This window comes from Rhodoferax mekongensis, from assembly GCF_032191775.1.
Classification (GTDB): Bacteria; Pseudomonadota; Gammaproteobacteria; order Burkholderiales; family Burkholderiaceae_C; genus Allorhodoferax; species Allorhodoferax mekongensis.
The window spans coordinates 3665736-3691511 of sequence record NZ_CP132507.1 but is presented as its reverse complement, the minus strand read 5'-3'; the positions used below and the strand labels follow the sequence as shown (position 1 = coordinate 3691511).

General features: G+C 62.4%; 28 protein-coding genes. 7 read left to right on the top strand and 21 right to left on the bottom strand.

Going from position 1 to position 25776, the window contains the following annotated elements:
- Positions 1–106 precede the first annotated feature (106 nt).
- The 9 genes from RAN89_RS17670 to RAN89_RS17630 all read right to left on the bottom strand — a co-directional run bounded on the left by RAN89_RS17670 (position 107) and on the right by RAN89_RS17630 (position 8643).
- Positions 107–2290 (bottom strand): dihydrolipoyl dehydrogenase family protein, encoded by a 2184-nt coding sequence (locus RAN89_RS17670; RefSeq protein ID WP_313867524.1) that lies wholly within the window; start codon positions 2288–2290, stop codon positions 107–109.
- A gap of 10 nt (positions 2291–2300) precedes the next feature.
- On the bottom strand, positions 2301–2906 hold the full coding sequence (locus RAN89_RS17665; RefSeq protein WP_313867523.1) for a CDP-alcohol phosphatidyltransferase family protein: 606 nt from the start codon (positions 2904–2906) through the stop codon (positions 2301–2303).
- 6 nt (positions 2907–2912) lie between these two features.
- Positions 2913–3446: a TlpA family protein disulfide reductase gene (locus RAN89_RS17660; protein WP_313867522.1), complete on the bottom strand. Its 534-nt coding sequence runs from the start codon at positions 3444–3446 to the stop codon at positions 2913–2915.
- A gap of 55 nt (positions 3447–3501) precedes the next feature.
- Positions 3502–4131 (bottom strand): ATP-binding cassette domain-containing protein, encoded by a 630-nt coding sequence (locus tag RAN89_RS17655; RefSeq protein ID WP_313867521.1) that lies wholly within the window; start codon positions 4129–4131, stop codon positions 3502–3504.
- Positions 4128–4541, bottom strand: a complete 414-nt coding sequence (locus RAN89_RS17650) for a Rieske (2Fe-2S) protein (RefSeq protein ID WP_313867520.1) — start codon at positions 4539–4541, stop codon at positions 4128–4130. Before RAN89_RS17650 ends, RAN89_RS17655 begins: the two co-directional genes overlap by 4 nt.
- A gap of 5 nt (positions 4542–4546) precedes the next feature.
- Positions 4547–6256 carry an ABC transporter permease gene (locus RAN89_RS17645; RefSeq protein WP_313867519.1) on the bottom strand — a complete coding sequence of 570 codons (1710 nt, stop codon included), beginning with the start codon at positions 6254–6256 and terminating at the stop codon, positions 4547–4549.
- 86 nt (positions 6257–6342) lie between these two features.
- On the bottom strand, positions 6343–6705 hold the full coding sequence (locus tag RAN89_RS17640) for an NADH-quinone oxidoreductase subunit A (protein WP_313867518.1): 363 nt from the start codon (positions 6703–6705) through the stop codon (positions 6343–6345).
- Positions 6702–7634 (bottom strand): Tim44 domain-containing protein, encoded by a 933-nt coding sequence (locus RAN89_RS17635; protein ID WP_313867517.1) that lies wholly within the window; start codon positions 7632–7634, stop codon positions 6702–6704. The genes RAN89_RS17640 and RAN89_RS17635 overlap by 4 nt, the downstream gene beginning before the upstream one ends.
- A 124-nt stretch (positions 7635–7758) precedes the next feature.
- The gene (locus tag RAN89_RS17630) at positions 7759–8643 is read right to left on the bottom strand and encodes a LysR family transcriptional regulator (RefSeq protein WP_087495013.1); all 885 of its coding nucleotides are present in this window, start codon (positions 8641–8643) and stop codon (positions 7759–7761) included.
- Positions 8644–8741: 98 nt separating this feature from the next.
- Between RAN89_RS17630 and RAN89_RS17625 the strand changes: the two genes are divergently transcribed.
- From RAN89_RS17625 to RAN89_RS17615, 3 genes are read left to right on the top strand one after another with little or no spacing between them, the layout of a single operon-like run.
- A complete protein-coding gene (locus RAN89_RS17625) occupies positions 8742–9086 on the top strand; it encodes an HPF/RaiA family ribosome-associated protein (protein ID WP_313867516.1) in 345 nt (114 codons plus the stop codon).
- Positions 9086–9253, top strand: a complete 168-nt coding sequence (locus tag RAN89_RS17620; RefSeq protein WP_313867515.1) for a hypothetical protein — start codon at positions 9086–9088, stop codon at positions 9251–9253. Before RAN89_RS17625 ends, RAN89_RS17620 begins: the two co-directional genes overlap by 1 nt.
- A gap of 16 nt (positions 9254–9269) precedes the next feature.
- Complete coding sequence (locus RAN89_RS17615; RefSeq protein WP_313867514.1) at positions 9270–9545, top strand: TFIIB-type zinc ribbon-containing protein; 276 nt, start codon at positions 9270–9272, stop codon at positions 9543–9545.
- Between the two features lie 41 nt (positions 9546–9586).
- Here the strand turns inward: RAN89_RS17615 and RAN89_RS17610 are convergent, their stop codons facing one another.
- Both RAN89_RS17610 and RAN89_RS17605 read right to left on the bottom strand, forming a co-directional pair.
- Positions 9587–9832 carry a hypothetical protein gene (locus RAN89_RS17610; protein WP_313867513.1) on the bottom strand — a complete coding sequence of 82 codons (246 nt, stop codon included), beginning with the start codon at positions 9830–9832 and terminating at the stop codon, positions 9587–9589.
- A 21-nt stretch (positions 9833–9853) separates the two neighbouring features.
- The gene (locus tag RAN89_RS17605; protein ID WP_313867512.1) at positions 9854–10795 is read right to left on the bottom strand and encodes a class I SAM-dependent methyltransferase; all 942 of its coding nucleotides are present in this window, start codon (positions 10793–10795) and stop codon (positions 9854–9856) included.
- A gap of 159 nt (positions 10796–10954) precedes the next feature.
- Here RAN89_RS17605 and katG point away from each other — a divergent pair, with 159 nt between their 5' ends.
- Positions 10955–13162 (top strand): catalase/peroxidase HPI, encoded by a 2208-nt coding sequence (gene katG / locus RAN89_RS17600; protein ID WP_313867511.1) that lies wholly within the window; start codon positions 10955–10957, stop codon positions 13160–13162.
- 92 nt (positions 13163–13254) lie between these two features.
- Here katG and RAN89_RS17595 read toward each other — a convergent pair whose 3' ends face one another.
- The 3 genes from RAN89_RS17595 to RAN89_RS17585 all read right to left on the bottom strand — a co-directional run bounded on the left by RAN89_RS17595 (position 13255) and on the right by RAN89_RS17585 (position 15781).
- Positions 13255–14373: a patatin-like phospholipase family protein gene (locus RAN89_RS17595; RefSeq protein ID WP_313867510.1), complete on the bottom strand. Its 1119-nt coding sequence runs from the start codon at positions 14371–14373 to the stop codon at positions 13255–13257.
- Positions 14374–14399: 26 nt separating this feature from the next.
- Positions 14400–15263, bottom strand: a complete 864-nt coding sequence (locus RAN89_RS17590; protein ID WP_313867509.1) for a pirin family protein — start codon at positions 15261–15263, stop codon at positions 14400–14402.
- A 95-nt stretch (positions 15264–15358) separates the two neighbouring features.
- Entirely contained in the window at positions 15359–15781 is a 423-nt protein-coding gene (locus RAN89_RS17585) for a DoxX family protein (RefSeq protein WP_313867508.1), read from the bottom strand.
- 79 nt (positions 15782–15860) lie between these two features.
- On the opposite strand from RAN89_RS17585, the gene RAN89_RS17580 reads away from it, so the two are divergent.
- Positions 15861–16814: a LysR family transcriptional regulator gene (locus tag RAN89_RS17580; protein WP_313867507.1), complete on the top strand. Its 954-nt coding sequence runs from the start codon at positions 15861–15863 to the stop codon at positions 16812–16814.
- On the top strand, positions 16804–17403 hold the full coding sequence (locus RAN89_RS17575; RefSeq protein WP_313867506.1) for an NUDIX hydrolase: 600 nt from the start codon (positions 16804–16806) through the stop codon (positions 17401–17403). The genes RAN89_RS17580 and RAN89_RS17575 overlap by 11 nt, the downstream gene beginning before the upstream one ends.
- A gap of 76 nt (positions 17404–17479) precedes the next feature.
- On the opposite strand, the gene RAN89_RS17570 is transcribed toward RAN89_RS17575, so the two are convergent.
- Positions 17480–18757 carry an Hsp70 family protein gene (locus tag RAN89_RS17570; RefSeq protein ID WP_313867505.1) on the bottom strand — a complete coding sequence of 426 codons (1278 nt, stop codon included), beginning with the start codon at positions 18755–18757 and terminating at the stop codon, positions 17480–17482.
- Positions 18757–19428 carry an alpha/beta hydrolase gene (locus tag RAN89_RS17565; protein ID WP_313867504.1) on the bottom strand — a complete coding sequence of 224 codons (672 nt, stop codon included), beginning with the start codon at positions 19426–19428 and terminating at the stop codon, positions 18757–18759. Before RAN89_RS17565 ends, RAN89_RS17570 begins: the two co-directional genes overlap by 1 nt.
- 69 nt (positions 19429–19497) lie before the next feature.
- Between RAN89_RS17565 and RAN89_RS17560 the strand changes: the two genes are divergently transcribed.
- Complete coding sequence (locus tag RAN89_RS17560; RefSeq protein WP_313867503.1) at positions 19498–20382, top strand: EamA family transporter; 885 nt, start codon at positions 19498–19500, stop codon at positions 20380–20382.
- 7 nt (positions 20383–20389) lie between these two features.
- On the opposite strand, the gene RAN89_RS17555 is transcribed toward RAN89_RS17560, so the two are convergent.
- The 5 genes from RAN89_RS17555 to RAN89_RS17535 form a co-directional block, all read right to left on the bottom strand.
- Positions 20390–21499, bottom strand: coding sequence for an SMP-30/gluconolactonase/LRE family protein (locus RAN89_RS17555; RefSeq protein WP_313867502.1), 1110 nt, complete (start codon positions 21497–21499; stop codon positions 20390–20392).
- A gap of 24 nt (positions 21500–21523) precedes the next feature.
- Positions 21524–22858 (bottom strand): cache domain-containing protein, encoded by a 1335-nt coding sequence (locus RAN89_RS17550; RefSeq protein ID WP_313867501.1) that lies wholly within the window; start codon positions 22856–22858, stop codon positions 21524–21526.
- 76 nt (positions 22859–22934) lie between these two features.
- A complete protein-coding gene (locus RAN89_RS17545; RefSeq protein WP_313867500.1) occupies positions 22935–23819 on the bottom strand; it encodes a patatin-like phospholipase family protein in 885 nt (294 codons plus the stop codon).
- 14 nt (positions 23820–23833) lie between these two features.
- A complete protein-coding gene (locus RAN89_RS17540) occupies positions 23834–24454 on the bottom strand; it encodes an OmpA family protein (RefSeq protein ID WP_313867499.1) in 621 nt (206 codons plus the stop codon).
- Between the two features lie 122 nt (positions 24455–24576).
- Positions 24577–25776 carry an ABC transporter substrate-binding protein gene (locus tag RAN89_RS17535; protein ID WP_313867498.1) on the bottom strand — a complete coding sequence of 400 codons (1200 nt, stop codon included), beginning with the start codon at positions 25774–25776 and terminating at the stop codon, positions 24577–24579.

Sequence of the window (25776 nt, the reverse complement as noted above, 5' to 3'; positions counted from 1 at the left end):
GTGGCGAAACGTGGGGGTACGGTTTGCGGCGCCGGGCCGCCCCAAGCGCAAACGCGCCCCCTCGGGGGCAGCGACCCGCAAAGCGGCGGAGCGTGGGGGCAAGTTTCTAGCCGCGCTTCCAGTCGTGGAACTTGCGTACCCATTCCAGCAGCTTGTGCGGCTGGTGCGCGCGCTTCCATTCTCCTGCGGCGTATTTGTTGGCTTCGGCCAGTGTGGGGTAGGTGTGGATGGTGCCCAGAATCTTGTTCAGTCCCAGCCCGTGCTTCATGGCCAGCACGTACTCGGCCAGCAAGTCGCCGGCGTGGGTGCCGACGATGGTCACGCCCAGAATCTTGTCTTTGCCAGGTACGGTCAGCACTTTCACAAAGCCGTGCGCCTCGCTATCCGCAATCGCGCGGTCCAGGTCGTCGATGCCGTACTTGGTGACCTCGTAGGCAATGCCTTGCTCTTTGGCGTCCTGCTCATTCAGACCGACGCGTGCGACTTCGGGGTCAATAAACGTGGCCCAAGGGATGACCGAGTAGTCGGCCTTGAATTTCTTGAAATCCCCGAACAGGGCGTTGACTGCCGCATACCAGGCCTGGTGCGCCGCCGTGTGGGTGAACTGGTAGGGCCCGGCCACATCACCCGCTGCATAGATGTTGGGGTAGATGGTTTGCAGGTACTCGTTGGTCTGCACCGTCTTATGGGTGGGAATGCCCAACTCTTCCAGGCCGTAGCCTGCGAGGCGGGCGGAGCGGCCCACGGCGCACAGCAGTTGGTCAAACGCAATGCGCTTTTCCACGCCTGCATGTTCGACCACCAGCACCTTTTCGCCATTCACTATTTCGCAGCGCAGGGCCTTGTGGCTCGTCAGCAGGTCCACGCCATCGGCGCGTAGGGCGTTGGCGGCCAGTTCCGACACTTCCGCATCTTCCCGTGCCATGATGCGCGGTGCCATTTCCACTTGGGTCACGGCAGAGCCCAGCCGTGCAAAACTTTGCGCCAGCTCGCAGCCGATCGGCCCGCCGCCCAGCACCACCAGGCGCTTTGGAACTTCATCCAGCTTGGCGAATTCGTCCCATAAGGTGTCGCTGGTGACATAGCCCACCTTGTCCAGACCAGGTAGCGGTGGCACAAACGGCCGTGCGCCTGCCGCAATGACGATGCTGCGGGTGGTCAAAGTTTGTTTGCCGCCGTCGTTGAGGGCAATCTCCACCGTCCAGGGGTTGACGATCTTGGCGTAACCCTGCAACACCTCCACGCCCAGGCCTGTGTAGCGTTCCACGCTGTCGTGCGGCTCAATGGCTGCAATCACGTCATGGATGCGCTGCATCACCGCCTTGAATGAAAAAAGGTTCTGGCGCCCGTCGGATGTGCGGGGGGTGCTATGTAAACCATAGCGCTCTGCATGCTGCATCTGGTGAGCGAGCTTGGCGCTTTTGATCAGGGCCTTGCTGGGCACGCAGCCGTAGTTGAGGCAGTCACCGCCCATCTTGTGGGCCTCTACCAGTGTGACCTTGGCTTTGACCGCTGCCGCAATGTAGGCCGAGACCAGCCCGCCCGCGCCCCCGCCGATGACGATGAGGTTGCGGTCAAAGGTTTGCGGGCGCACCGCGTTCCAGCGGGCGTAGACCTTGCGTTGTTGAATGAAGTTCATAAGCGCCTTAGCAACGAGAGGAAACACACCGAGCAGCACAAACGCGCCCAGCAGCTGGGGGCTGGCAATGTCCTTGAGCGACTGCAGCTCTGCCAGCCGCGTGCCTGCGTTCACGTACACCGCCGTGCCGGCCAGCATACCGAGCTGACTCACCCAGTAAAAGGTGCGGGTGCGCATGGTGGTCAGGCCCATGGCGAGGTTGATCACAAAAAACGGCACCACCGGAATCAGCCGCAGGCTGAACAGGTAAAGCGCGCCGTCCCGCGCCACACCCTGATTGATATCTGCCAATCGTGCGCCAAAGCGCGCCTGCACCATGTCCCGCAACACAAAGCGCGCTGCCAGGAAGGACACCGTGGCGCCCAGGCTGGACGCAAACGACACCAGCAACAGCCCCCAACCAAGGCCGAACACACCACCACCTGCCAGCGTGAGGATGACTGCACCCGGCAGGGAGAGCGACGCCACCAGCACATAAAGGGCGAAGTAGGCAGCCCGCAAGCCCCAGGGGTTGGCGGCGTACTGCGCAGCCAGCGCGTCCTGGCTCTGGCGCAGAGCCTCCAGGCTCAAAAAACGGCCTAGATCGAAGACTACAAAGGTTGCAATGGCTGACGCTGCGACCGCCAGCACCAGGATTTTGGAAGCTTTCATGCGGGGCCTTTCAGGAGAAAGCGCGCCAACCCCACCAGATGCGGGTGGCGGTGGTCACAGCGCACAAGGCGGCAAAGGTGTAAGCCAGCACATCAAAATGCGCAGGCCAAATGCACATGGCCACAAAGAAGGCCAGCGTCTCGGTAGCCTCGGTCAGTCCGCCCAGAAAATAGAACGACTTGTCGGGGTAGGCCAGGTTGTCCATGCCGCGCTTCGCGGCAAGGGCGGCAAAAGCCAGAAAGCTGCTGCCGGTGCCGATGAAGGCCGCCAGCAGGACTGCGGCGGGCAAGGCGTTGGTAGTGGGCTCAGCTACCGCAAAGGCCAGCGGAATGCTGGCGTAAAACAAAAAATCCAGCGAAATGTCGAGAAAGCCACCAGCGTCGGTAGGCTGCGTCTCCCGCGCCACTGCGCCATCCAGTCCGTCCAGCAATCTGGATACCAAAAGGGCTATCGCGCCCATGGAATATGCGCCGGCAGCTATCAAAATAGCAGCAAGCATGCCGACGGCAAAGCCGGCGAGCGTCACCGTGTTGGCACCCACACCGCCGCGCACCAGCACGCGTGCGATAGCCTGCAACGGCGGGCGAAGGAGGGGAGTGGCGAAGCGGTCCAGCATGGCGGGTCAGGGCAGCAGGTCAGCCACGCTGTCCCACACTTCGGGGGCGAGTCGACCTTCAAAGCGTTTGAGCACCTTGCCTTTGCTATCGATCAGCAGGGTCAGCGGCAGGCGCGCACCGGCGGGCAATTCACCGTCTAAGCGCACTGAGTAAAGGCTTTTGGCGTTCATCTGTGTCTGGCCCACCAGCTTTTCGTAGGCCCGCCAGTCGTCTGCTTTGCGGTCCAGATTGACCAGCAGCAGGCTGAAGGGTTTGGTTTTCCAACCTGCCAGGTTGGCGCGCAGCTCGGGCAGGCTGTCGCGGCAGACGGCGCAGTTGCTGTTCCAGAAAAAGGCCACGGTCACCGTTCCATCGAGGGTGCTGGTGTTGAATCTTTGGCCATTGGCGTATGCAGACGCCACTGCAAAGGGAGCACCGACGGCGATGGTGCTGGTTGGCACCTGTGCCCATGCGCTTGAAACCGAGCCCATACACCATGCGGTGAGGGCAAGCCAAGTCCGTGCAATGCGGCTAAAGCGAAGAGAGAGGGTGGAGCGCATGGGGCGAGTCTATAGCGGGGTGGGAAACCCCTTTGTCGCTCGGATGCCAGCTTTCTTACAAATCGCCCAAGCGGGTCAGCAGGTCGGGGGCCGCAACGTCCGCCGCGTCGTGGGTCACCAGCAGGGCGGGGATGCCACGGCTGCGCACCAGCCCGAACACCAGTGCGCGCATGCGTTCGCGCAAGGCGGCGTCGAGTTTGGAGAAGGGCTCGTCGAGCAGCAGCGCTTGGGGGCGCGCCACCAGTGCGCGTGCCAAGGCCACCCGTGCCCGTTGGCCGCCCGACAAGCGTGCCGGGTCAGCGTTTGCAAACTCTTGCATTTCCACATCCTGCAGCGCCTGCTGCACCGCTGATTCCCTGGTGGCAGCGGGGCCTGCCGGCACGGCGAAGAGCAGGTTCTCCCGTACGGTCATGTGGGCGAAAAGCAAATCGTCCTGAAACAGGATGCCCACCTTGCGCGTCTGCACCGGCAGGTTCTCCATCCGCTGCCCATGCAAGTGCACCGTGCCGCTCCATTGCATGCCGGGTTCCAGGGTGCCGCACACTGCCGCGAGCACGCTGCTTTTGCCACAGCCGCTGGGCCCCATGAGCGTGTGGACAGCGCCGGGGGCGATCTCCACCTGCAGGTCGCGAACCAGCACGCCTGCGGGGCTGGAGAGGGTGGCGATGTGAATCTGCAGGCTCATGGCGCGATGCGGATCGTGCCATCTGCATCGACGGTCAGGGGGATAGACAACAGCGACTCGCCTTCGCAGTCACCCGCGGTGCACACGCCGTCACTCCATCGGTAATGGGCGTAGTGCACATTGCAAGTGATCCGCACATGGGGCTGGAACTTCAGCAGGTCTTGCCGTGCGGCCAGCGGCACGCCGAAGTGGGCGCAGCGGTTCACATAGGCCCGCACTTCGGACCCACTGCGCAGCAAGAGGTAGCGGAATACCCCTGAGCCGTTGGCCGCATCTGTAATCTCCGCCATCGTCGCACTGCCATCCGCCAGCTTGCCCGTGTGGCCCAGCACTGTGCCGGGCAGCGGCGCGCAAGGTACCTCATGCCAATGCCGGGGTTCAGCGGGGTGGGGCGTGGGCGCAGTCGTCATGCTTGCTATTGTGACTTTGCCGGCACGGGTGCCGGCCAGCGCCGCGCACGACCCACCCAGGCAGCCAGCCCGAAGGCCAGCACCGGCAGCATCCATTGCAGCCAGGCGAATGCCGACGTCAGGGAGCGTTGGCCGCCAGCGGCCAGTGTCACCGCTTCGGTGGTGACAGTTTGGAACCGGCCGGCCCCCACATACAGGGTGGGCAGATATTGGGCCACGCTGACCGCAAAGCCGATCGCCCATGCCGCTGCGAGTGCGCTACGCAGCAGCGGCCACTTCACCCGCCACAAAAACACTGCGCGAGGGTGGCCCAGGGTAGCGCTTACCATCTGCAGGCGGCGGTCAAACCCGAGGTAGGGGCCCTGCAGCGCCATCAGCACATAGGGGACGCCAGCCAGCGTGTGGGCCAGCCATAGCCCCACGCCCGTGGTGTCCAGACCCCAGGCCAAACTGACGCGGTGCACGCCCAGCACCCACAACAGGGCGGGCAGCACCAGCGGCACCATCCACAGCGGCATCAGGCCTTGTTGCCAGCGCGCCGGTGCCCACTCCAGCCACGCCACGGTCCACACCACCGCTGCGGTGCTACTGGCCAGCGCCAGCCACACACTGGTCCACAGGCTGCTGTGGCTGCCGACGACCTGCTGCCAGGCGGACCAGGTCAGGGTCTGCGGCCACAACGCCGGGAAAGGCCAGGCCCCCGTGATGCTGCCAACTAGCAGTGCAAACATGACGGCGGCGTAAACCAGTACCAAGCCAATTAGGGAACCGGGAAGCGATGCCGCGAGGAGACTTCGCTTTGGGAGACTTTGGGTTTGCATGTAGAGACTCACCGGCCCCCGGGTGCATCGTTTCCGCCAGAAACTCAATCGCCACAAGCCCCAGAGCACCATTGCACCAACCGCCAGTACCAACGCGAGACACCATGCCGCAGCGGCACCTTGCGCGTTGACAGTGGAGTCAGCATCTTGCAGCCATTGCCAGGCCAGCATGGCCAGCGTGGGGGGCGTGGTCGGCCCGATGACCAGCGCGACATCCACCACCGTGAGGCCATACGCCCATACCCCCAGTAGAGGCACCGCCAGGCGCGGCAGTAACTGCGGCCAACCCACCCGCCACCAGGCTTCTCGCTCGCTGTAGCCCAGCGTGTGGGCGAGCCTGAGCTCCTGCCGCAGGCGACGCGCCACATCCGGGCGTTGCAGGTGCGCCAGGGCGGCCCACAACAAAAACGGGACCTCCTTGAGCACCAGTACGAATATCAGGCCCAGACCCCACGGATCCTGGGTGGTGGGCCAAGGCGGCGGGTCCGTCAGACCGGTGCCCCAGGGCGAAAAGAGTCGCAGCAGCCAGCCGCTGGGCGCCAGCAGCGCCACGCAGCCAATGGCAAACGCCGCATGCGGAACTGAGAGCAGGGGCGCCAGCCATCGCGCCAGTCGGTTACTGCCCTCCAGCGATTGCAAGCGGCCCACGGTTGCGGCCAGTATCCAAGCGCTCAGTCCCAGCGCGAGCAGGGTGGATGCCAAGCCGGTCCAGATACTCTGGCACAGCGCCCGCCACACCAAGGGTTCTTGCCACAAGGCCCGCCAGGCTTCGAGCTGAGCGGCAGACGCCCCTGCAGCAGCCAAGCTCCAGAGCATGGGCAATGCCACCACAGCTGCGAGCGCAGCGGCCGTGACATGGCGGGCGGATGAAAGGCCGGAGGTGGCGGGGTGCAAGAAAATCCCTCTTCGGAGCGCAGAAATCGGTGCGTTCTATCCTACACACTGGGGGTTCATCGCCCGGTTTGAGCGCCACCGGTTCGTCAAGCCTCCCAATCCATCGCGCCTTTGGCCCATTCATAGGCAAAGCCTATGCACAAAATGCCGAGGAAGACCATGCCCGCGATAAAGCCGGGCAGCCCTATCTCTTTGAGTGCCAGAGCCCATGGAAACAGGAAGGCGATCTCTAGGTCAAAGATGATGAACAGGATCGCGACCAGATAGAAGCGCACGTTGAACTGCATGCGCGCATCGCCAAAGGGCTCGAACCCACATTCGTAGGCCGAGCCCTTTGCCGGATCGGGCCGGCTGGGCCCCAAAACGTAGCCCGCCAGCTGAGGGAGCACTCCCACTGCAAGTCCTACTGCAATGAACAGCAGGACCGGTAGGTACTGCTCCAGGTTCATTCGACCTGCTGAATGCCGGCCAATACCCAACCGCCGTTACCTTGGCGAGCCTTGGTCAGGTGCCAGATTTCGTCGAACGTTTCGTCGTCGCAACCTGCGCCGAAGCGGATAAAGCCTGTGAACTTCACGCTCACCAGATAGCGGTTTGCTTCTTCCACCACCTCCAGCACGGTGGTGTCGATACGGACCACCTCGCTGGTCTGGGTAGCCGCTTCGCGCTCCGCAAAGTCCAGCTTGATTTCAGCAAACATTTCAGGCGTGGTGAACTCACGGATATCGTCCAAGTTGCCAGCGTCATAAGCTGCTTGCAAGCGGATGAAGTTCACCTTGGCATTGCGCTCGAAACCTGCACGGTCAAAGTCGGCGGGAATGGCAGTGCTTGCGTTTTGCGCGCCGATGCCGGAACCGATCAATGAGCCCGAGGACGAACCACCGAGGCCGGAGGGTGCGGGAGTAGCGACCTTGAATGCTTGGTTGGATGTGCCTGTGCCAGCACCTGCAGCAGCACCAGCCGGCATCATGCCGCCTGCACCGGCCATGCCACCTTGGCGGGCCATGGCCCGCTTGCGCATGATGAATCCGATGATTGCCATCACGGCGAAGGCTACCAGGGCCATGGTCATCATGGAGGCGAGCTCGTCACCGAAACCGAAGTGAGAAGCCAGCGCGGCAATACCCAAACCAGCGGCCAAGCCGGCAACAGGACCCATCCAGGAAGGCTTGGAAGCGGCCGCTGCACCTGCGCCTGCACCGGCAGCGGGCGCTGCATTTTGTGCCGTAGGCGCGGAAGGCGCCTTGTCTTGCACTGCCTGGCGTTGCGTGCCCATGGATTTGCCGGAACCCAGACGCTTGGCGGCCTCGGCATCCAAGGAAACACTCGCGATGCCCAGTGAGAACACCACGGCCAATACAGATAAAAGCTTTTTCATCGTCATCTCCTAAAAACAAAGGACGAATTGGAGATTACGGATGATGAGCCTCAAGAAAAACCAGTGTTTAGTGGAAATTCATTCCTATAAAAACTGAATGAAAGGGCGCTTCCCGCGTGGCGACTTACACGACGCCCTGCAGCACCCTCAGCACCAGCGGATGTTGGACCTTGCGTTCAGTGCCTACCGCATAGAAATGCTCCACCACGCCTTCACAGGGCCCGAGACGCTTGACGCCGTAGTGCGCCAGCAGGTCGTCTTGAACCCATTCGGCCGCCGGAAAGGCACCCATGCCGCTGCCGCCAAAGGTCTTGAGCAGGGCGCTGTCTTCAAATTCCCCCACGATGCGGGGCCGGATGCCGATTTGCTCGAACCAATGGTCCAGCCTCGCACGGACTGCGGTATGTGCTGTGGGCATAAGTACCGGCATGTCGGCCAGGCTGTGGGGAAACTTGCGACCTCCGGCGCGCACCATGGCCGGGGTGGCATACCAGGCCATGGGCGAATTTCCCATGGCGTGGCTGTAAAGCTTGATGTTGGGGTTGGCCGGCGCGGGGCGATCGGAAAACACCACATCCAGGCGGTGCAAGGCCAGGTCGCCCAGCAGGTCTTCCAGCTCTCCCTCGTGGCAAATCAGGCGAAGGTTCGGCTCGGCTATCACCGGCTGCAACAGTCGTCGCACCACCAGCTTGGGCAAGCCATCAGAAATGCCGACTGCCAGGCGCGTGGCCGGTGTGCTGGCCGCATCGCGTACCAGCGTGGGCAGGTTTTCGCCGATCTGGAAGATCTGGTCGGCCAGCTGCATGGCCGTGACGCCGGCATCCGTGAGGACGAGCCCACGCCCTGCTGGTTTGAGTAGGGCGTAGCCTAGCGAGCGTTCCAACTCCCGGACTTGTGCGCTGACGGTTTGCACTGCCATGTCCAGCTTGTCGGCGGCCCGGGACATGCCCCCTTCCTTGGCCACCACCCAGAAGTAGTACAGGTGCTTGTAGTTGAACGAGGTGCTCATATTCAGTTTTATAGGGAATTTAACTAAGTAATTATCTGCTTTTTACGCAATGAGGCGCGGGCTAAGGTCGGGTCTTGTTCATCGCTTGGAGAGGCTTTATGCAAGTCATTTTCGAATCCCGACACCCTCAAGGCGGTGCCTTGCGGGAAGAGGCCCTGCGACGTGTGCGCTTTGTGTTGCGTCGCTTGGGCGCAGTAGTTCCACGCGCCAAAGTCATGTTTACCGACATCAACGGCCCGCGCGGTGGCGTTGACAAACACTGCCTGTTGGAAGTGAAAACCGAGAAGTCCGGTGTGCTGGTCATTTCCTCCCTGGCCAGCGACTGGCGTACCGCATTGGACGAAGGTCTGGACCGTTTGGTGCGTGCTCTGACCCGTACCCTGCACCGTCAGCAAAAGCCCGTTCGCGGACGCTTGGTCAAGCAGGACGCGGAGACACTGTGATGGATATTGATTTCTTTACCCCGCAGTGGATCGGCCTAGCCCTGTCGCTGCCGGTGATGTATGCCGCTTGGCATGAGTACTCCGCCCGCAATACGCGCGATGCCAAGTTGCTGGCGGGCTTTGGCGTAGGTGGTTTGCTGTTGTCTGCCGCCGGATTTGCTTTGTGACCCCAAGGAGCCTGATATGAAATGCCCCCATTGCACCGATAGCACTCTGGTGATGACCGAACGCCAGGGCGTGGAGATTGACTACTGCCCGACTTGCCGCGGTATCTGGCTGGACCGTGGTGAGCTCGACAAGCTGCTGGAAAAGGCTTCCGGCCCCGCGGTGGCCGCGGTGCCCCCGGCGCGCGTAGCCCGCGAACCGCAACACCGCGACTTTGAGGATTCTGATTTCCAGGAATACAAGCGCTACCCGCAGAGCCGCAAGAAGTCGTGGCTACACGAAATTTTTGATTAGTCCCGAAAGAAGGTGGCCGGCGTCTGCCGGGGCCCAGCCCCTCAGGTGATCTTGAAAACCGTGATCACTTTCTTGCCGCCAACTTTCTCCTCATAGGCCGTCCATTGCTTGATACCTTTGACCAGCACCGTGTTGCTGATGTCCTTTACCGGCTGTTTGGCTTTGAGCTTGGCGGTCACCCAGTCTTGCATGTGAGGCAACAGGGGACCTTCCACCCCGGTGGGGATGAACAGGAGCTTGCCGGCGACGGTACCGGCGGATTTGCATTGCAATTCGGTGGCGGGCATGGTGTTGGTGCTGTGAAATGATTATTGCGCTGCGTTTTCAGCTTTGTACACCAGCACCTTGAGCGCGCGCTCCGGCTCGACATCCGCGAATACTGCGGGATTCGGCAGGCGCTGCACGAATTCAAGGGAAGGCGCTTGCTCTTGCATGTGGCCTTTCAGGAAGGCTGTGTCCAGCTCAGGCGCATTCAGACACACCAGCGCATGGCCGCCCGGGGCAAGCAACTCGGGCAGGCGGCGCACCAGGCGCGCATAGTCTTTGGTGGCAACAAAGCTGCCTTTCTGGTAACTGGGCGGGTCCAGCAACACGAGGTCGTAGGGGCCACTGCGGGTGATCTTGCCCCAGGTTTTGAAGATGTCGTGCCCCAGAAAACTCACACCGCTCTCGATGCCATTGAGCCGGTGGTTTTGCTGGCCGGTAGCCAGCGCGCCTTGGCTCATGTCCACATTCACCACATGCCGCGCACCGGCCTGCAAGGCCACCACTGAAAACGAGCAGGTGTAGGCAAACAGGTTTAGCACCCGGAGGGCATAGGTCTTGGGGTGGGCCGCCACATAGTCGCGTACCCAGCGCCTGCCCTCCGCCATGTCCAGAAACAGGCCGTGGTTCTGCCCCCGCAGCACGTGCACCTTGTACCGGGTGCCTGACTCCGTCACCACATGGGGCTCAGGCACCGTCCCCGCCATCAGCCGGGTGTCCGCCAGCCCTTCGGCGCGGCACTGGAAGACCCAGTTCAGCGCCTGCCCGGGGCTGAGTGTGTGCCAGCGCGCGGACAACGCGGCACCGATGGTGGCTAACTCATCCTCGCTCACCGGTTTGAAGCTGGTGAGCACCAGCACCGGCGGGTACCAATCCAGCGACCATTGCTCGCATCCGGGGTACAGACCGCCGCGGCCATGAAAAAGGCGGCAGGCGTCGGGGGAGGAAATGTCCATCGAGGCGATGGCGTGGAGCAGAGCTTGCAAAGTGAAGGGCCTTCAATGGATGACTAGGCTGGGAGTGTATGCATCGCAGCTCCCACAAAAATGCCTATGGCGGGTATTGGGCAATCCAATTGGTGATTTCGATAGCTAAAACCTAAACTGCAACGCATACCGATTTACCAACCGCAACAGGAGATTCGCATGACCACAGAAGCCAAGTGCCCCTTTCCCCACGCAGCCCGCAGCCACACGCAAGCCGCTGCGCCATCGAACGCCGATTGGTGGCCCAACCAACTGAAGTTGGGCATCCTGCACCAGCACGCACCGGCCTCGAATCCCATGGGCGAAGACTTCAACTACGCCGAAGAATTCAAAACACTTGATCTCGACGCCGTGGTGCAAGACCTGACCGCGCTGATGACCGATTCACAAGACTGGTGGCCTGCTGACTGGGGCCACTACGGCGGCCTGATGGTGCGCATGGCCTGGCACTCGGCCGGCACCTACCGCACGGCAGACGGCCGTGGTGGCGCCGGGTCCGGCAGCCAACGCTTCGCCCCGCTCAACAGCTGGCCGGACAACGGCAACCTCGACAAAGCCCGCCGCCTGCTCTGGCCCATCAAGCAAAAGTACGGTCGCAAACTCTCCTGGGCAGATTTGATGATTCTGGCCGGCAACGTGGCACTCGAATCCATGGGCTTCAAGACCTTCGGTTTCGCCGGTGGCCGTGAAGACATCTGGGAACCTGAACAAGACATTTACTGGGGTGCCGAGAAGGCGTGGCTCGCCACCAGCGACAAGGAAAACAGCCGCTACAGCGGTGACCGCAAACTCGAGAGCCCGCTGGCTGCCGTGCAGATGGGCCTGATTTACGTGAACCCCGAAGGTCCGGACGGCAAGCCCGACCCCGTGGCCAGCGGCCGCGATGTGCGCGAAACCTTTGCCCGCATGGCCATGAACGACGAAGAAACCGTAGCCCTGGTGGCCGGCGGCCACACCTTCGGTAAAGCGCACGGTGCTGGCGACCCGACCCTGGTGGGCCCCGAGCCCGAAGCGGCAGGCATTGAAGAACAAGGCTTTGGCTGGATCAACAAGCTCGGCAGCGGTAAAGGTGTGGATACCACTACCAGCGGCATTGAAGGCGCCTGGAAGCCCAACCCCACCACCTGGGACAGCGGCTATTTCGACATGCTGTTCGGCTACGAATGGGCGCTGACCAAGAGCCCCGCCGGCGCGCACCAGTGGGTCGCCCAGAATGTGAAGCCGGAGCACATGATTCCGGACGCGCACGATGCATCCAAGAAGCACCCGCCCATGATGACTACGGCCGACATGTCGCTGCGCATGGACCCGGCGTACGAGAAGATTTCGCGCCGATTCCACCAGAACCCGGCCGAGTTTGCCGACGCGTTTGCGCGTGCCTGGTTCAAGCTCACCCACCGCGACATGGGCCCCCGTGTCCGCTACCTGGGCAAGCTGGTGCCCTCCGAGGTGCTGAGCTGGCAGGACCCGATTCCGGGCGTGGACCACGCCTTGGTGGATGCCGCCGATGTCGCTGCGCTCAAAGCCCAGGTGCTGGGCTCCGGCCTGAGCATCTCTGAGCTGGTGGGTACCGCATGGGCCTCTGCCTCTACCTTCCGCGGCAGCGACAAGCGCGGCGGTGCCAACGGTGCCCGCATCCGCTTGGCTCCTGCCAAAGACTGGGCGGCCAACCAGCCTGCGCAGCTGGCTAAAGTTTTGGGCAAGCTCGAAGCCATTCAGCAAGCCTTCAACGCGGCCCAGAGCGGCGGCAAGAAGATCTCGTTGGCCGACTTGATTGTCTTGGCAGGCAGCGCTGCGGTGGAAGCGGCCGCTCAGAAAGCGGGTCAAACCGTGACCGTGCCTTTTTCCCCCGGCCGCATGGATGCCTCGCAAGCGCAAACCGATGTGGAGTCCTACCAGGTGCTGGAGCCGGTGGCCGATGGCTTCCGCAACTACGCTCACCAAGGGCTGGAAGGTGTGGCTGCCGAGTTGCTGCTCGACAAGGCCCAGTTGCTCACCCTGAGCGCACCCGAGATGACGGTGCTGGTCGGTGGCCTGCGTGCGCTCAATGCCAATGTGGGCCAGGCGCAGCATGGTGTGTTCACCACCCGGCCTGAAACGCTGAGCAACGACTTCTTTGTGAATCTGCTCGACATGCGTACGAAGTGGACTAAGGCGACAGAGGCTGGCGTGCTCGAAGGCCGCGACCGCCAAACCGGTGCCCTGAAGTGGACCGGCACCGTGGTGGACCTGGTGTTCGGCTCCAACTCGCAGCTGCGTGCCTTGGCTGAGGTGTACGCCACGGACGATGCGCAAGCCAAGTTTGTGCGCGACTTTGTGGCCGCATGGACCAAGGTGATGAACCTGGACCGTTTCGACCTCGTCTGAGCTAAGTGATGGTGACTGCCGCCGCCTTCGGGTGGCGGCCTACAACCCCGCTGTGTTGCCGGTACGTCGGTCATGCAGGGGGTTTTTTTGCATCAGCCTGTGGTCGGGACCCGCAGATCGTCGAGGTAATCGGTAGCGATGTTGATGCTGCACTCCACCCCGATGGAAGCCACATGTTTTTTGAGCCACTGCTGGGCGGACGCGCGGCCCAAGTCCCGCAGGGCGTGGATGAGCTTGGCGTCGGTGTCGGACTTGGTGGAAGCGGGGTAGGCCTCGAGCGCGCCACCCCCATCTATGCGGTGCATCAGAACGTTCTTGTAGCGGCTTGGGTCCAGTTTGCCCTCGGCCAGCAAGCGCTTCACAAAGTCGATAGCCCGCATCTCGGCAATCAGCGCTGAGTTGAAGGTGATTTCGTTGAGCCGGTCCAGAATGCCTGCGGCAGTGGTGGGCAGCTTGTGGCGTTCGATGGGGTTGATCTGCACCAGCATCACGTCCGGACTTTTGCACTCGTAAATGAGGGGGTGGATGGCGGGGTTGCCGGCGTAGCCACCGTCCCAGTAGTGTTCGCCTTCGATCTCCACCGCCTGAAACACGGTGGGCAGGCAGGCGGAGGCCATCACTGCATCGGCTGTGAGACGCTTGCCGGAAAAAATCTCGGCCTTGCCAGTGCGCACCTTGGTGGCCACCACAAACACCTTGAGCGGCTGGTAGGCGGCCAGGCGCTCAAAGTCCATTTGTCGCTCCAGGAAGGTGCGCAACGGGTTGATGTCCAGCGGGTTGCTTTGATAAGGCGATACGGCCTGCGTCCAGAAACTGGTGACCGCGTCCGAGAGGATCTGGCTCGGGGACGCCGAGCCGGTGAGGGCTGAGAGCCCGCCGAACAGCAAATCAAACGGCACCTTGTGGGCGCCGGCCAGTGTGCTGCTGAGGGCGCCCATGTTGACCACACCTTCCCAAAAATGTGCCAGCGACTGTCGGGCGCTGTCTCTGGCCACTTTGCGCGATTTGCCCTCAGCTTGTGCAAAGCCGTGGGCCAGCGCCACCGCATTCATGGCGCCGGCACTGGTGCCGCTAATGCCTTCAAAGTCCAGTCGACCATCTTCAAGGAGTGCGTCCAGCACGCCCCATGTAAATGCCCCGTGTGAGCCTCCGCCCTGGAGGGCGAGGTTGACTATGGAAGGCCTCGAAGCGGGGCGTGTGGACACTGTCATGGCCCGAGCTTAGGGCAAGGAGTCATTCAGGCGGCTGACGGCGCACCCAAGACTCCATCCCTGAAATCGCTCAGCGCCTGATAGATCTCCTGCTGCGAGTTCATGACAAAGGGGCCGTATTGCACGATGGGCTCTTTCAGGGGCTTGCCGGCAATCAGCAGGAATTTGGCGTCCGCGCTGGCGTTAATCGTCACGCCATCGCTGGCCGCATCATTGCTGAAGATGGCCATGCGCTGGGCGGGCACAGTCTTCTCGCCCACTTGTACCTCGCCGCGATACACATAAATGAACGCGTTGTGCGTGGCGGGCAGAGGTTGGCTGAAGGTGCTGCCGGCGGGCATGTGCACATCGAGGTATAGCGGCTGTGTTTTCTCGCGCTGCACTGCGCCCACGGTGCCATGGCTTTCGCCGGCAATCACGGTCAGCTGCACCCCTTGATCGGTAGTGACTTTGGGCAGGTCGGTCGCCTGGATGTCGCGGTACCAGGGGGCGCCCATCTTTTCGCTGCTGTGCAGGTTCAGCCAGAGCTGAAAGCCTTCCATGCGGCCTTCGGTCTGCTGCGGGATTTCGGAGTGGATTACGCCGCGTGCTGCGGTCATCCACTGCACGCCACCGTCTGTGACGAGGCCCTCGTGGCCCGCGCTGTCGCGGTGGCGCATGCGGCCGCTCAGCATGTACGACACGGTCTCGAACCCGCGGTGCGGATGCTCGGGAAAGCCGGCAATGTAGTCATCCGGGTTGTCGCTGCCAAAGGCGTCCAGCATCAGGAAGGGGTCCAGCCGGTGTTGCAGGTTCTGGGTCAATACCCGGGTGAGCTTGACGCCTGCGCCATCCGAGGTGGCTTGCCCCGCCACCAGGCGCTCAATGGTGCGTGATTGTTGAACTGTCATGGTGATCTCCTTGGTGGATACGGACTCACAGGCCGCAAAGGCAGCCTGTGGTTTAAGTGCTGTGTGCGGCGTGCCGGGCCGAGCTGTACCAGGTTTTAGGCGCGGCGTGCGTCCAGGCTCCAGCCACCGGCGCCGTTAGCAGCCAGGGCCAGCAAGCCACCGACCACTGCCACGTTCTTGAAGAACAGCAGTTGCACCATGAAGGCCTGGTCAGCAGGCACAGCCCAGAAAGCGTGGAAGAAGAAGCTCGCCACCAGCGTGAACGCTGCCAGCACCAGCGCGGCGATGCGGGTACCGAAGCCGGCAATCAGCGCCACGCTGCCGACGATTTCCACCAGCAGAGCGAGCACAGCGCCGACCGCGGGCAGCGGCAAACCGACGGAAGCGATGTAACCCACGGTGCCTTCAAAGCCGGTGAGCTTGCTGATGCCGGCAGGCAAAAACAGGGCAGCCAAAAGCACACGACCTGCGAGGTTGAGTGCGTTTTGAGCGGTAGTGGAAGTGTTGCTGGAGGACATGATGGTTTCCTTTCAAAAGGGAAGTTGTTTGCGATGGATGAACTGTATTCCTCATCAATAAAGCTGAAAATCCCATGAAATGGATATGATTGTTGTCGCCATGGAACAATCAAGCGCACTCCAGACTACTGTCATCGACCCCAACGACCTGCTCATCTTTGCCCGCGTGGCGGAGCTGGGCAGCTTCAGTCGTGCGGCCGACAAGGTGGGGCTGCCCAAGTCCAGTGTGTCGCGCCGGCTCGCAGCCCTCGAGCAACGTTTGGGCGAGCGACTGCTATTGCGCACCACGCGCCGCCAAACGCTGACCGAGTTCGGCCAGCAACTGCTGGAGCACGCCAAGCAGGTGGTGCTGGAGGTCGAGGCTGTAGCCGCCTTGAGCGAGCGCCGCCAGGCTACGCCTACCGGGCGATTGCGCGTCTCCATGCCGGCCGACATTGCCCACTTGTTGCTGGCCGACATGCTGGGCGCTTTTGTGGCCATTTACCCCGACATATCGCTGGAGCTGGACCTGTCTGCCCGCCGGGTGGATTTGCTGGGTGAAGGCTTTGACGTGGCGGTGCGCATCGGCGCCTTGCCGGACGACAGCCTGCTCGCCGCACGGCGCTTGAGCCTCATGTCGACAGGGGTGTATGCCTCGCCCCAATACCTGGCCGAGCACGGCACGCCCCGAGTGCCGCAAGACCTGCTGCAGCACCAAGCGGTTCGCTTGTTGGGTGGTAACGGGGAGCCCATGCCTTGGCGCCTTGTGAACGGCGAGCAGGAGTGGACGGCTCTACCGCCCGGTCGCTTTGCGGCCAACGCGCCGGACCTGCTGTTGCGCATGGTGCTGGCGGGCACCGGCATAGGTGCAGTGCCTGATGTGTTTGCCCAGGCTGATGTGCGCCGCAATGCACTGGTGCGCATCCTGCCCGACTGGTGTTTCTCCCGCATGCCCATATCCGCTGTCTTCCCCGGCCGCAAACTCATGCCGCCCAAGACGCGGGTGTTTATTGAGATGCTGCATGCGGCACTGGGAGACCCACATGCTGTTTGAAACCTTGGCCAATCCTGCCGAACTCCGGGCACACGCCCTCGCTGAACTGCAAAAGTACTCAGCCCGCTTTCCCGCTGAGTCCGCAGGCTTGAAGGCCATTGCTGAACTGCTTGCCGACACGTTCGCAGACTCGTTTTCAAGGGCCACCATGCAAGGTCACATCACCACCAGCGGCTTGGTGTACGACGCGGCGGTAGACAAGGTGCTGCTCATCCACCACCGCACCCTGAACCGCTGGCTACAGCCTGGCGGCCACCACGAGGGCTTGGACCGGCTGGACGTGTCTGCCGCGCGGGAGGTGGAGGAAGAGACGGGCGTGAACGTGCGCTTGGCTCAGTCTGCTACCCAAAACTTGGATGCGCCACTGATCGACATCGATAGCCAAGCCATTCCTGCCAACCCCGCCAAAGGCGAGGGCGCGCATGTGCACCACGACTTTTTGTACCTGTTCCGGGGCGATGCGTCCGCTCCATGGAGCCCGCAGTGGGAAGAAGTGCGTGGGGTGCGCTGGGTGGCGCGTGAGGCCTTGCTGTCGCTGCCGAGTGCGCGCTTTGGGAGGCTGGTGAGCAAGCTGCAGTTTGCTCTTTGAGTATTCGTGGTTTTGTATAAAAGGTGCCGCTAGCGCTCGTGGAATGTGCGCGAGAAGCTCCTAAATAGATAGCAAATCAATACGGGTGTACCGCACCCGCCCATGCCAGTCCGGCGGCCACGCCACCAAACCGGTTGCCTTCCACCAGCGTTGCTTGGGGCATGGCTTGGCGCAGCGCTGCTATCAGCGTGCGCAGTGCGGACGAACCACCGGTGAGGTAGACCGCGTCCACCCCCTGCAGTCCGGCGGCGGCCACGCAGTCCTGGGCACACTGAACTACTTGCGCCAGCGATGCGTGCAGGGCGACTTCCATATTCGCCGCGTCCACGGTGGGGGCCAGGCTGCTGTCCAGAAAGTCCAGCTCCACTACGGCGCTGTCGCCGCTGATGGAGCAGGCAATCTTGGCGGCTTCCACACTGGCCAGCATGCGGTGGCCGTGTTGTTCTTCCAGCGCGTCCATCAGGCGGCGATGCAGGGTCTGGTCGGTGTAGTCGGTCCACAGCTCTTTGGCAAAGTGCATGGACTTGCGGGTGTAGGCCTGGTGGATCAGGTGCCAGGTGCTCAGGTCAAAAAACACGCTGTTGGGCACAATGCGCCCGCCGGTGCCCACATGCTTGTAGCCCAAGTGGGGCATCACGGTGGCCAGGTCCAGCAAGCGGTCAAAGTCGGTGCCGCCAATGTGCACGCCGGTGGTGGCCAAGATATCCGCCGTGCGGTCGCCCTGCGCGCTGCGCTCGGGGTTCAGGCGGATGACCGTGAAGTCGGAGGTGCCGCCACCAATGTCCACCACCAGTGCCGTAGTCTCTTTTGCTACGCGCTGCTCGTAGTCCAGCGCGGCGGCAATGGGCTCGAGCTGGTAGGCAATGTGGGTAAAGCCGGCCTCTGTCGCGGCGCGGCCCAGCGTCTCTTGCGCCAGCTGGTCGCGCTCGGGATCGTCGTCCACAAAGTGCACCGGGCGGCCCAGCATGGCGTGGGTCAGGGGCTGGCCCACATGGGCTTCGCAGCGGCGCTTGAGCTCTTTGAAGAATAGCACCACGATGTCAAAGAAGCGGATGCTCTTGTCGCCCACGGCGGTGTATTCATCCATCAGGCGGCTGCCCATCAGGCTTTTGAGCGAGCGCAGCAAGCGCCCCTCGGTGCCATTCAGGTAGGCCTGCATGGCGTCTGCGCCATAGAGCACGGTATGCCGCGCAGCATCCACGGTCTCGCTGGCAAAAAACAGGGCGGTCGGCATTTCGGCCTTGGCACCATCCAGCGGGATGACCTGCAAGGCGCCGTGCGCGTCAATCAATGCACAGGCGGAGTTCGATGTGCCGAAGTCAATGCCCAGCACCAGGGGGCGAGCTGCACCCATTACGCGGGCAACACTTGCTTCAAGAAGGCGGCAATGTCAGCCACTTCGCGCGGGTGCACGCTGTGCGGCATGGGGTAGGTGTGCCACTGCACTTTGTGGCCGAGGGACGCCAGCGCATCGCGCGAGTCTTCGCCGCGTTTCAAGATCACCACCGGGTCCTGGGTGCCGTGCGCCATGAAGATGGGGGTGCTCGCGTTGGCGGCATTGCGCTCGGTGGCAAAGCGGTCTGCCAGCGGCAGGTAGCCGGACAAGGCCATGACGCCTGCAATGGGGTGTGGCAAGCGCAGCGCGGTGTGCAGCGCCATAGCGCAACCCTGGCTGAAGCCTGCGAGCACGATGCGTTCATACGGAATGCCACGTGCCACTTCACGGTCCACCAGCGCCGCAATGGCTGTTTCTGAGCGCTGAATGCCCGCTGCATCCTGCTTGCTCACCAGATCCATGCCATACAGGTCGTACCAGCCGGGCATTACGTAGCCACCGTTGATGGTGATCGGGATGCTGGGTGCCTGCGGAAACACAAAGCGGATGGGCTGGCAGCCTTCCAAGTTCAGCTCGGGCACCAGGCCTGCAAAGTCATCGCTGGTGGCGCCCAGCCCGTGCATCCAGATGACAGCGGCCGTGGGGTTGGGGGCGGATTCGAGTTCGATGCAAGAGAGCAGGGCAGTCATGGCGCGGGATGGGGTAGTCAATTGGGGGAGACGGGTTTATACCTGAGTTGCACCGGTTATCGTCAGGGCATGTCTTCACACCGCTTTCATCATGTACTGCCTTTGCTGGCGGTTTTGGGTTCTGTCACGGCCTTGGGGCTGGGCACATCGATTGCCAAACAGTTATTCCCTGTGGTTGGCTCTCTGGGCACCACCGCGCTTCGCGTGGGCTTTTCAGCGCTATTGCTTTTGCTGATCTGGCGACCCTGGCGTTGGTCGTTGGCACCGGCCGACCGCATGTCACTGTTGCGTTACGGTGTGGCGCTGGGGCTGATGAACTTGTTGTTTTACATGTCGCTGCGCACCATTCCATTTGGCATTGCGGTGGCGATCGAGTTTTCGGGGCCTTTGGCGGTGGCGCTGTATTCGTCGCGCAAGCCGGTGGACTTTGTCTGGCTGGTGCTGGCGATTGCGGGGCTGGGTTTGCTGCTGCCCTTTGGCAGCAATGTGCAGGCACTGGACGTGACCGGCGTGCTCTATGCACTGGCTGCCGCCGCATTCTGGGGTGCTTACATCGTGTTCGGCAAGCGCGTGGGTCACTTGCATGCGGGCCACTCGGTGGCGCTGGGGCTCACGGTGGCGGCCATTACCGTAGTGCCCTTCGGCATCTGGCACGCAGGTGCGGCTCTGCTGGATCCACACGTTTTATGGATCGGGCTGGTGGTGGCGGCGATTTCCAGTGCCATACCTATCTCGCTGGAGATGGTGGCCCTCAAGCGTCTGCCGCAAGAGGCCTTCGGCATCATGACCAGCATGGAGCCCGCGGTGGCAGCCTTGCTGGGCTTGGTGATGTTGAATGAACAGCTCAGCGCCCCACAGTGGTGGGCGATTGTGTTCATCATGGGTGCGGCGGCCGGCAGCGCAGTCACGGCCAAACGCGAACCGCCGGCGGTGGCGGCCGGGCTGGTGCAGTAAATCCGCCTTACTTGGGCAACCAGCCCAGACCGTGGGCGTGCAGGCTCTGCACATACAAGCGGTCTTTGGTTTCGGTAATCGCTGTGGTTTCGGGGTAACTTCCGCTTGGGTCTTGCAGGTCGGCCACTACTTTGCCGTCTTCGGTGAAGGCCATGACATGGCCGTAGGCCTTGGGGATGGGCCACAGCACACGCGGCAAACGCAAGGTGAGGCTGCGCAACCAGGGTTTACCGGCCATGTTGTCGACGGTCGGGTTGCGGGGCTTGGCAAAGCCCAGCCAGATTTTTCCGTCCAGGCCGCGCATCAGGTTGTCGGGGTAGCCGGGCAGGTTGTCCAGCAGTACTTGGGCTTGCGCATGGGCGTGGGTGCCTAGCGTGCGCACATCGAGCTCATTGGCGTTCACCGCAATTTTCCACACCCGATATTTGCCGGTCTCGTTCACAAACAGAGACTGTTCGTCCTCGCTCAGCGCCACACCGTTGGCAAAACTCAAGCCGCTGGCGACCAGGCGGGTGGTTTTGGTGGCCGGGTCATATTCCAGAATGCGGCCGGTGCTGGCTTGCTCCAGGATGTCGAGCACGCTGGCCTCGAAAGTGCCGCCCCAGTCTTTGGGTGCGAAGCGGGTGGATGCATCGCTGAAATACATCTTGCCATTTTTGGCAACAACCACTGCATCCGCATAGCGGATCGGGTCTCCGTTCACCGTATCGGTGAGCACGGTGACCTTCGCATCCGGGGCGATGGAGAGCAGCCCTTTGACAGCATCCGCTGCGATCAGGTTGCCCTGTGCATCAAAGTCAAAGCCCAGCACCCGGCCGTCGGTGTTGGCAAATACCTGCTGCGCGGTGCCATCGGCCTCCATGCGCAAGATGTTGCCGCTCGCCACGGTGGTGTAAAGCTTGCCGTCGCGGCCGAACTGGATGTGCTCAGGGCCCACCTCGCCTTGCAAGTCGATCATCCGCAAGTTGCCAAGCCGTGTGTTCACTGCGTGCGGGCCGGTGTAGCCCGGAGCAGCGGGAGCATTCCAAACCACGGGGCTGACGGGTACCGGCCACAGCAACAGGTACAGCAGCACCAGGCCCGAGGCGGCGGCCACGAATGGAGCAATTTTTTTCAAGGCGTGTCTCCCGTTGAGGAGCGCCTATTCTGAGTGAGGCTGCTGGCCCTTGTTGTCGCGTGCGCGAACCTGTGCTTCGAGCTGGATGATCTGCTTTTCGAGCTGGCTGCTGCGCTGGTGGTGGTGCATGACCTGGTCGCGCCGGTCCAGGGCGGCTCTCGCAGCGCGGTCAAACCAGGGCTTCCAGAGGGCAGGCACTTTGGGTGGGCGCTTGATGTTGGGGCCCTCGGCGTTCTGTACGTAATCGGCTAACTGCAGGGCAGGCAAGGTGAATTGGCGGCTGAGCCAGAGTGCAGTGCCTGCGGCCGCCAACAAGCCCAGCAGACCGGTGACGAGCATGGGCATCAGCTTGCCCAAGGTGTGGCTGGCTACCACGCCGTCGGGCGCATAAATCACCAGGCTGAACGGCGAGCCGCGTAGGGCATAGCGCAGCCAGCCTGCTTCCGTGGTGTACGGGCCGGAGGGCGGGGTGCCTGCCTTGGTGTCGCTGCTGGCGAGCACGCGCCCTTCTTTGTCGATCACCCAGGCCTGCCCCATGGCCAGCGGGCGTTGTTGCATGACGGTGCCAAGGGCCTCCAGGCTCAGGTCGGTGCCCATGGCACCGACAAAGGCTTCACCCACATACACCGGGGCCAATGCAGAAACGACAGTGATTTTCTTGAAGGGGTCGGTGTGCGGCGCAGACCACACCGGTTCCTTTTGCGGGTTGCGAGCCGGTCCCGCCGCATCCAAGCCTGCGGCATCCCACAGCACCGGCAGGGCTGCACCCATGTCGGCTTTGCCGGTGGCGATCAGCACTTCGTCCCGGGCCTGGGCCGGATACACCCATCGCCAGCGCTTCTGGGCGTCAAAAAAGTAGCTCCAAGCAAGGCGCTGCTGCTGGGCGTGTGCGGCTACCGCTTGACCCAGCGCACCCAGCGGCGCATTGAGTTCGCGCCGGTAGTCGCCACTGGCAGCAGGGTTGGTATGTACGGCACCCATGTCTTTTGCCAGGTCTTGCGGCATGCGATCCCACGGTGCATCGCGCAGCGGCGCGAGGTTTCGGCGCTCCAGCCGTTCCGCGAGGCTGCTGTCGTTAAAAAGGGGTTGGCGCAGGTTGCGTTCAGCGCTTTGGCGCATGCCCATGGCGTGCAGGCGGGCAGCGTCGAGCGTGTCATTCAGGGCGAGCTGTAGTTGTTCGCCTTGTGCACTCAGGGCCCAGGTCAGGGCAGCTTTCTGGCGGCTGTACAGGCTCCAGCTGCCCAGCAGCAGTACCAAGGCCAAGCCGCCCAGCACAAGGACCAGGCTCAGGTGGTGTTTGCGCGTGAGCCCTTGGGCGTTGAGCGCGGGCGCTTCAGGTGCGGGTGCTGTGTTTGGCATGGCTGCCATTGTGGGCCCGGCCACCACTTGCACGGGCCCACAATTCGCGAACGGTCAGGTTTGCGCGCTGGCCGGTTCAGCCGGCTTTGGCATTGGGGGGCACTTTGCGATTGAGCTCTGCCAGTGCAGCCCGCCCTGCCACGTAGCCGGCCTGGATCAGGTCTTTGCGGGCACCAAAGTCGGTGCTGCTGAAGCGCGAGGTATCCGGGCGGATAAGGAAGTCGGCCTCTTTTCCTTCGAGGTTGGCCAGCGCACGACCCATGATTTCGAAGGACTGCAGAATGACTTCGTACAAGCCGTTGCCCACATTGTTTTGCGGTTTGGTGCCCACGTCCACCGCAATCACCTGGGTTGCGCCCAGGGCCCTTGCAAAGCGCACAGGCAGCGGGCTCACCAGGCCGCCGTCCACCAGCTCGTTACCGCCCACTTGCGTGGGCACAAACACGCCGGGAATGGCGCTCGATGCGCGCACTGCCTGGCCGGTGTCGCCCGAGCGGAGCAGCACGGCTTCGCCGCTATGCAGGTTGGTCGCCACCGCGCCGAAGGTGAGTTTGAGCTTTTCTATGGGCTGCTGGCGCACGTAGTCGTTCACCAGTTTTTGCAATGCCTCGCCCGCGAACATGCCGCGTTTATTGGCTGAGTTGAGGTCTGCCACATCAATGTCTCGCACCTTGAGGGCCACTTCTTCCATTTGCCAAGGCGTATAGCCCGCTGCATAAAAGGCGCCCACCAGTGAACCCGCGCTGGTGCCTACCACCACGTCTGCCTTGTAGCCGCTTTCTTCCAGTGCTTTGAGCACACCGATGTGCGAAAAGCCCCGGGCTGAGCCGCCGCCCAATACCAAGCCCAGCTTTCCACCGCGCTTGGGTACTGTTTGCGCACCAGCAGTGCCTGCCAGCGTGGTTGCTGAGGCTGCCGCCAAACCCTTGGCCAGTGTGGAATTGAACGCGCGGCGTTGCATGGTGTGGCGCTCCATCATTGCGCCATCATGGGTTTGATCAGGCCCTTGTCCATCATGGCCTTGAGGCGATCCCAGGCGTTTTCAAATGCGTTAGGTGCTTCACCGCGGGTAATGTTTTCTACCTTTTCTTCCAGAATCACCACCTCGACACGGCGGTTGAGCTTGCGGCCGTCGTCAGTCGCGTTGGAGGCAATTGGGCGCTTGAAGGAGAAGCCGCTAGTGTTCAGGCGCTTGGCGTCTACGCCCTGGGCGAGCAAAGCCTCTTTCACGCTACGGGCTCGGGCTTCCGACAGCTCCTGGTTCAGGGCTTCGTTGCCGACGTTGTCGGTGTGACCTTCCAACACCACATTTTTGTCGGTCTTGGTGTTGATGAGTTGCGCCACGCGCTGCATGTAGGCGGCTGATTCGGTGGCATTCAAGGTGGACTTGCCGGATTCAAACAATGCTGCGCTGGGCAGAAAAATCTGTACACCTCGATCGGACTGCGCAATCGGCAGAGTCGGGCCACTGTAAACCGGTGCTGCGGATGCCACAGGTGCTTGCTGGCAGGCGGTGAGACTAGCGCCTGCAACAGCGACAAAAGCAACAGTGGCGCCCATGCGCGCCAAGCGGGAAGAGTGTGTGAGGAAAGACATGCAAACAAATCCAAAGTTAGGGCCGCCAGCCGGCCAGCCCGCATTGAACGGGCAGAGCTTCAGATTTGTCTACCGGATTGCCAAGGGCGCTTGAAAAAGTCCGCTTTTGTGCGAACTATTTCTCACCCAGCGTAGCGCTTGGTCCACTCTTTCTCCAGCGCATCCACCCAACTGCCGTGTGGCTCAGGGATGGCGGGCGCTGGCTTTTCTACCTGGCCGGGCAGGGGCTTGGCGGCAAATGCAGCCCGCTCTGTGGCGCTGAGCTTGTCCATGGCGAGCACGGTCGGGTCTCCCCACACGGTGATGTCGGCCTTGCGGGCTTGGGCCTCGGCGCTGAGCAAAAAGTTGGCAAACACCTGCGCACCTTCCTTGGCGGTGGCATTCACCGGAATGGCCACGAAGTGCGTGTTTCCGATGGTTCCGCTACTGAATTGATAGCTTGTCACGCTAGCTGGGAGGCGCTTGGCGGCTATTTCGTTCGCGGCATCGTTGGGGTTGAAGGTGAGGGCGAGAGCCACTTCGCCATCGGCCAGCATCTGGCGGATGGCTTCTGCGTTGTTGGGGAACTGCTTGCCGCCGCGCCACAGATGCGGGTGCAACTGGTCCAGCGCGGCCCACAAGGGCGCGGTGGCTTTGGCGAACGCATCGGGAGTGACCGGTTTGTACAGCGCGTCGCGGTTGGCGTTCACATCCATTAGCACTTGCTTCAGGAATGTGGTGCCGTGGAAGTTGGGTGGGCGCGGATAGGTCACGCGGCCGGGGTTGGCTTTGGCAAAGGCTTGCAGCTCTGCGAGGTTCTGTGGCGGCTTGGGCGTGCGTTTGCTGTCGATCATGAAGGTCAGCTGTGCCATGCCCCAGGGGGCTTCCAGGCCGTCGGTGGGTTCCGCAAAGTCCAGGCGGGTGGTGGGTTTTCCCTGCACATCCACCTTGGCGTACGAGGGCAGGCTCTCAGCAAATGGCCCGAAGAGCAGGCCCTCGCGCTTCATGGTCAAAAAGTTCTCACCGTTGATCCACACCAGGTCCACGCTGCCATTGGTTTTGCCAGCGGCTTTTTCGTTGCGCACCCGCTTGATCATGTCCGGCGCATCGGCAATCTTGACGTGCTGCACGGTCACACCAAAGCGCTTCTGCGCTTCACCAGCTGCCCACTGGATGTAGGCGTTGATGGTCTCCGACCCGCCCCAGGCGTTGAAGTAAACAGTCTGGCCTTTGGCCTTGGCCTCGATGGCCGACCATGCGGGGGCGGATTGGGCGAATACGGGAAGTGTTACTGATGCTGCAGAGGCGGCAAGAAGTTGGCGGCGTTGAATGGATGAGCTCAT

Coding starts and splice junctions, on each gene's coding strand:
- RAN89_RS17625 (WP_313867516.1), top strand. CDS start 8,742: ATGCAAGTCATTTTCGAATCCCGACACCCTCAAGGCGGTGCCTTGCGG.
- RAN89_RS17660 (WP_313867522.1), bottom strand. CDS start 3,446: ATGCGCTCCACCCTCTCTCTTCGCTTTAGCCGCATTGCACGGACTTGG.
- RAN89_RS17570 (WP_313867505.1), bottom strand. CDS start 18,757: ATGGGTGCAGCTCGCCCCCTGGTGCTGGGCATTGACTTCGGCACATCG.
- RAN89_RS17575 (WP_313867506.1), top strand. CDS start 16,804: ATGCTGTTTGAAACCTTGGCCAATCCTGCCGAACTCCGGGCACACGCC.
- RAN89_RS17655 (WP_313867521.1), bottom strand. CDS start 4,131: ATGAGCCTGCAGATTCACATCGCCACCCTCTCCAGCCCCGCAGGCGTG.
- RAN89_RS17595 (WP_313867510.1), bottom strand. CDS start 14,373: ATGACAGTGTCCACACGCCCCGCTTCGAGGCCTTCCATAGTCAACCTC.
- RAN89_RS17550 (WP_313867501.1), bottom strand. CDS start 22,858: ATGCCAAACACAGCACCCGCACCTGAAGCGCCCGCGCTCAACGCCCAA.
- RAN89_RS17635 (WP_313867517.1), bottom strand. CDS start 7,634: ATGAAAAAGCTTTTATCTGTATTGGCCGTGGTGTTCTCACTGGGCATC.
- RAN89_RS17580 (WP_313867507.1), top strand. CDS start 15,861: ATGGATATGATTGTTGTCGCCATGGAACAATCAAGCGCACTCCAGACT.
- RAN89_RS17615 (WP_313867514.1), top strand. CDS start 9,270: ATGAAATGCCCCCATTGCACCGATAGCACTCTGGTGATGACCGAACGC.
- RAN89_RS17640 (WP_313867518.1), bottom strand. CDS start 6,705: ATGAACCTGGAGCAGTACCTACCGGTCCTGCTGTTCATTGCAGTAGGA.
- RAN89_RS17610 (WP_313867513.1), bottom strand. CDS start 9,832: ATGCCCGCCACCGAATTGCAATGCAAATCCGCCGGTACCGTCGCCGGC.
- katG (WP_313867511.1), top strand. CDS start 10,955: ATGACCACAGAAGCCAAGTGCCCCTTTCCCCACGCAGCCCGCAGCCAC.
- RAN89_RS17545 (WP_313867500.1), bottom strand. CDS start 23,819: ATGCAACGCCGCGCGTTCAATTCCACACTGGCCAAGGGTTTGGCGGCA.
- RAN89_RS17565 (WP_313867504.1), bottom strand. CDS start 19,428: ATGACTGCCCTGCTCTCTTGCATCGAACTCGAATCCGCCCCCAACCCC.
- RAN89_RS17560 (WP_313867503.1), top strand. CDS start 19,498: ATGTCTTCACACCGCTTTCATCATGTACTGCCTTTGCTGGCGGTTTTG.
- RAN89_RS17630 (WP_087495013.1), bottom strand. CDS start 8,643: ATGAGCACCTCGTTCAACTACAAGCACCTGTACTACTTCTGGGTGGTG.
- RAN89_RS17670 (WP_313867524.1), bottom strand. CDS start 2,290: ATGAAAGCTTCCAAAATCCTGGTGCTGGCGGTCGCAGCGTCAGCCATT.
- RAN89_RS17650 (WP_313867520.1), bottom strand. CDS start 4,541: ATGACGACTGCGCCCACGCCCCACCCCGCTGAACCCCGGCATTGGCAT.
- RAN89_RS17665 (WP_313867523.1), bottom strand. CDS start 2,906: ATGCTGGACCGCTTCGCCACTCCCCTCCTTCGCCCGCCGTTGCAGGCT.
- RAN89_RS17540 (WP_313867499.1), bottom strand. CDS start 24,454: ATGTCTTTCCTCACACACTCTTCCCGCTTGGCGCGCATGGGCGCCACT.
- RAN89_RS17585 (WP_313867508.1), bottom strand. CDS start 15,781: ATGTCCTCCAGCAACACTTCCACTACCGCTCAAAACGCACTCAACCTC.
- RAN89_RS17535 (WP_313867498.1), bottom strand. CDS start 25,776: ATGAGCTCATCCATTCAACGCCGCCAACTTCTTGCCGCCTCTGCAGCA.
- RAN89_RS17590 (WP_313867509.1), bottom strand. CDS start 15,263: ATGACAGTTCAACAATCACGCACCATTGAGCGCCTGGTGGCGGGGCAA.
- RAN89_RS17620 (WP_313867515.1), top strand. CDS start 9,086: ATGGATATTGATTTCTTTACCCCGCAGTGGATCGGCCTAGCCCTGTCG.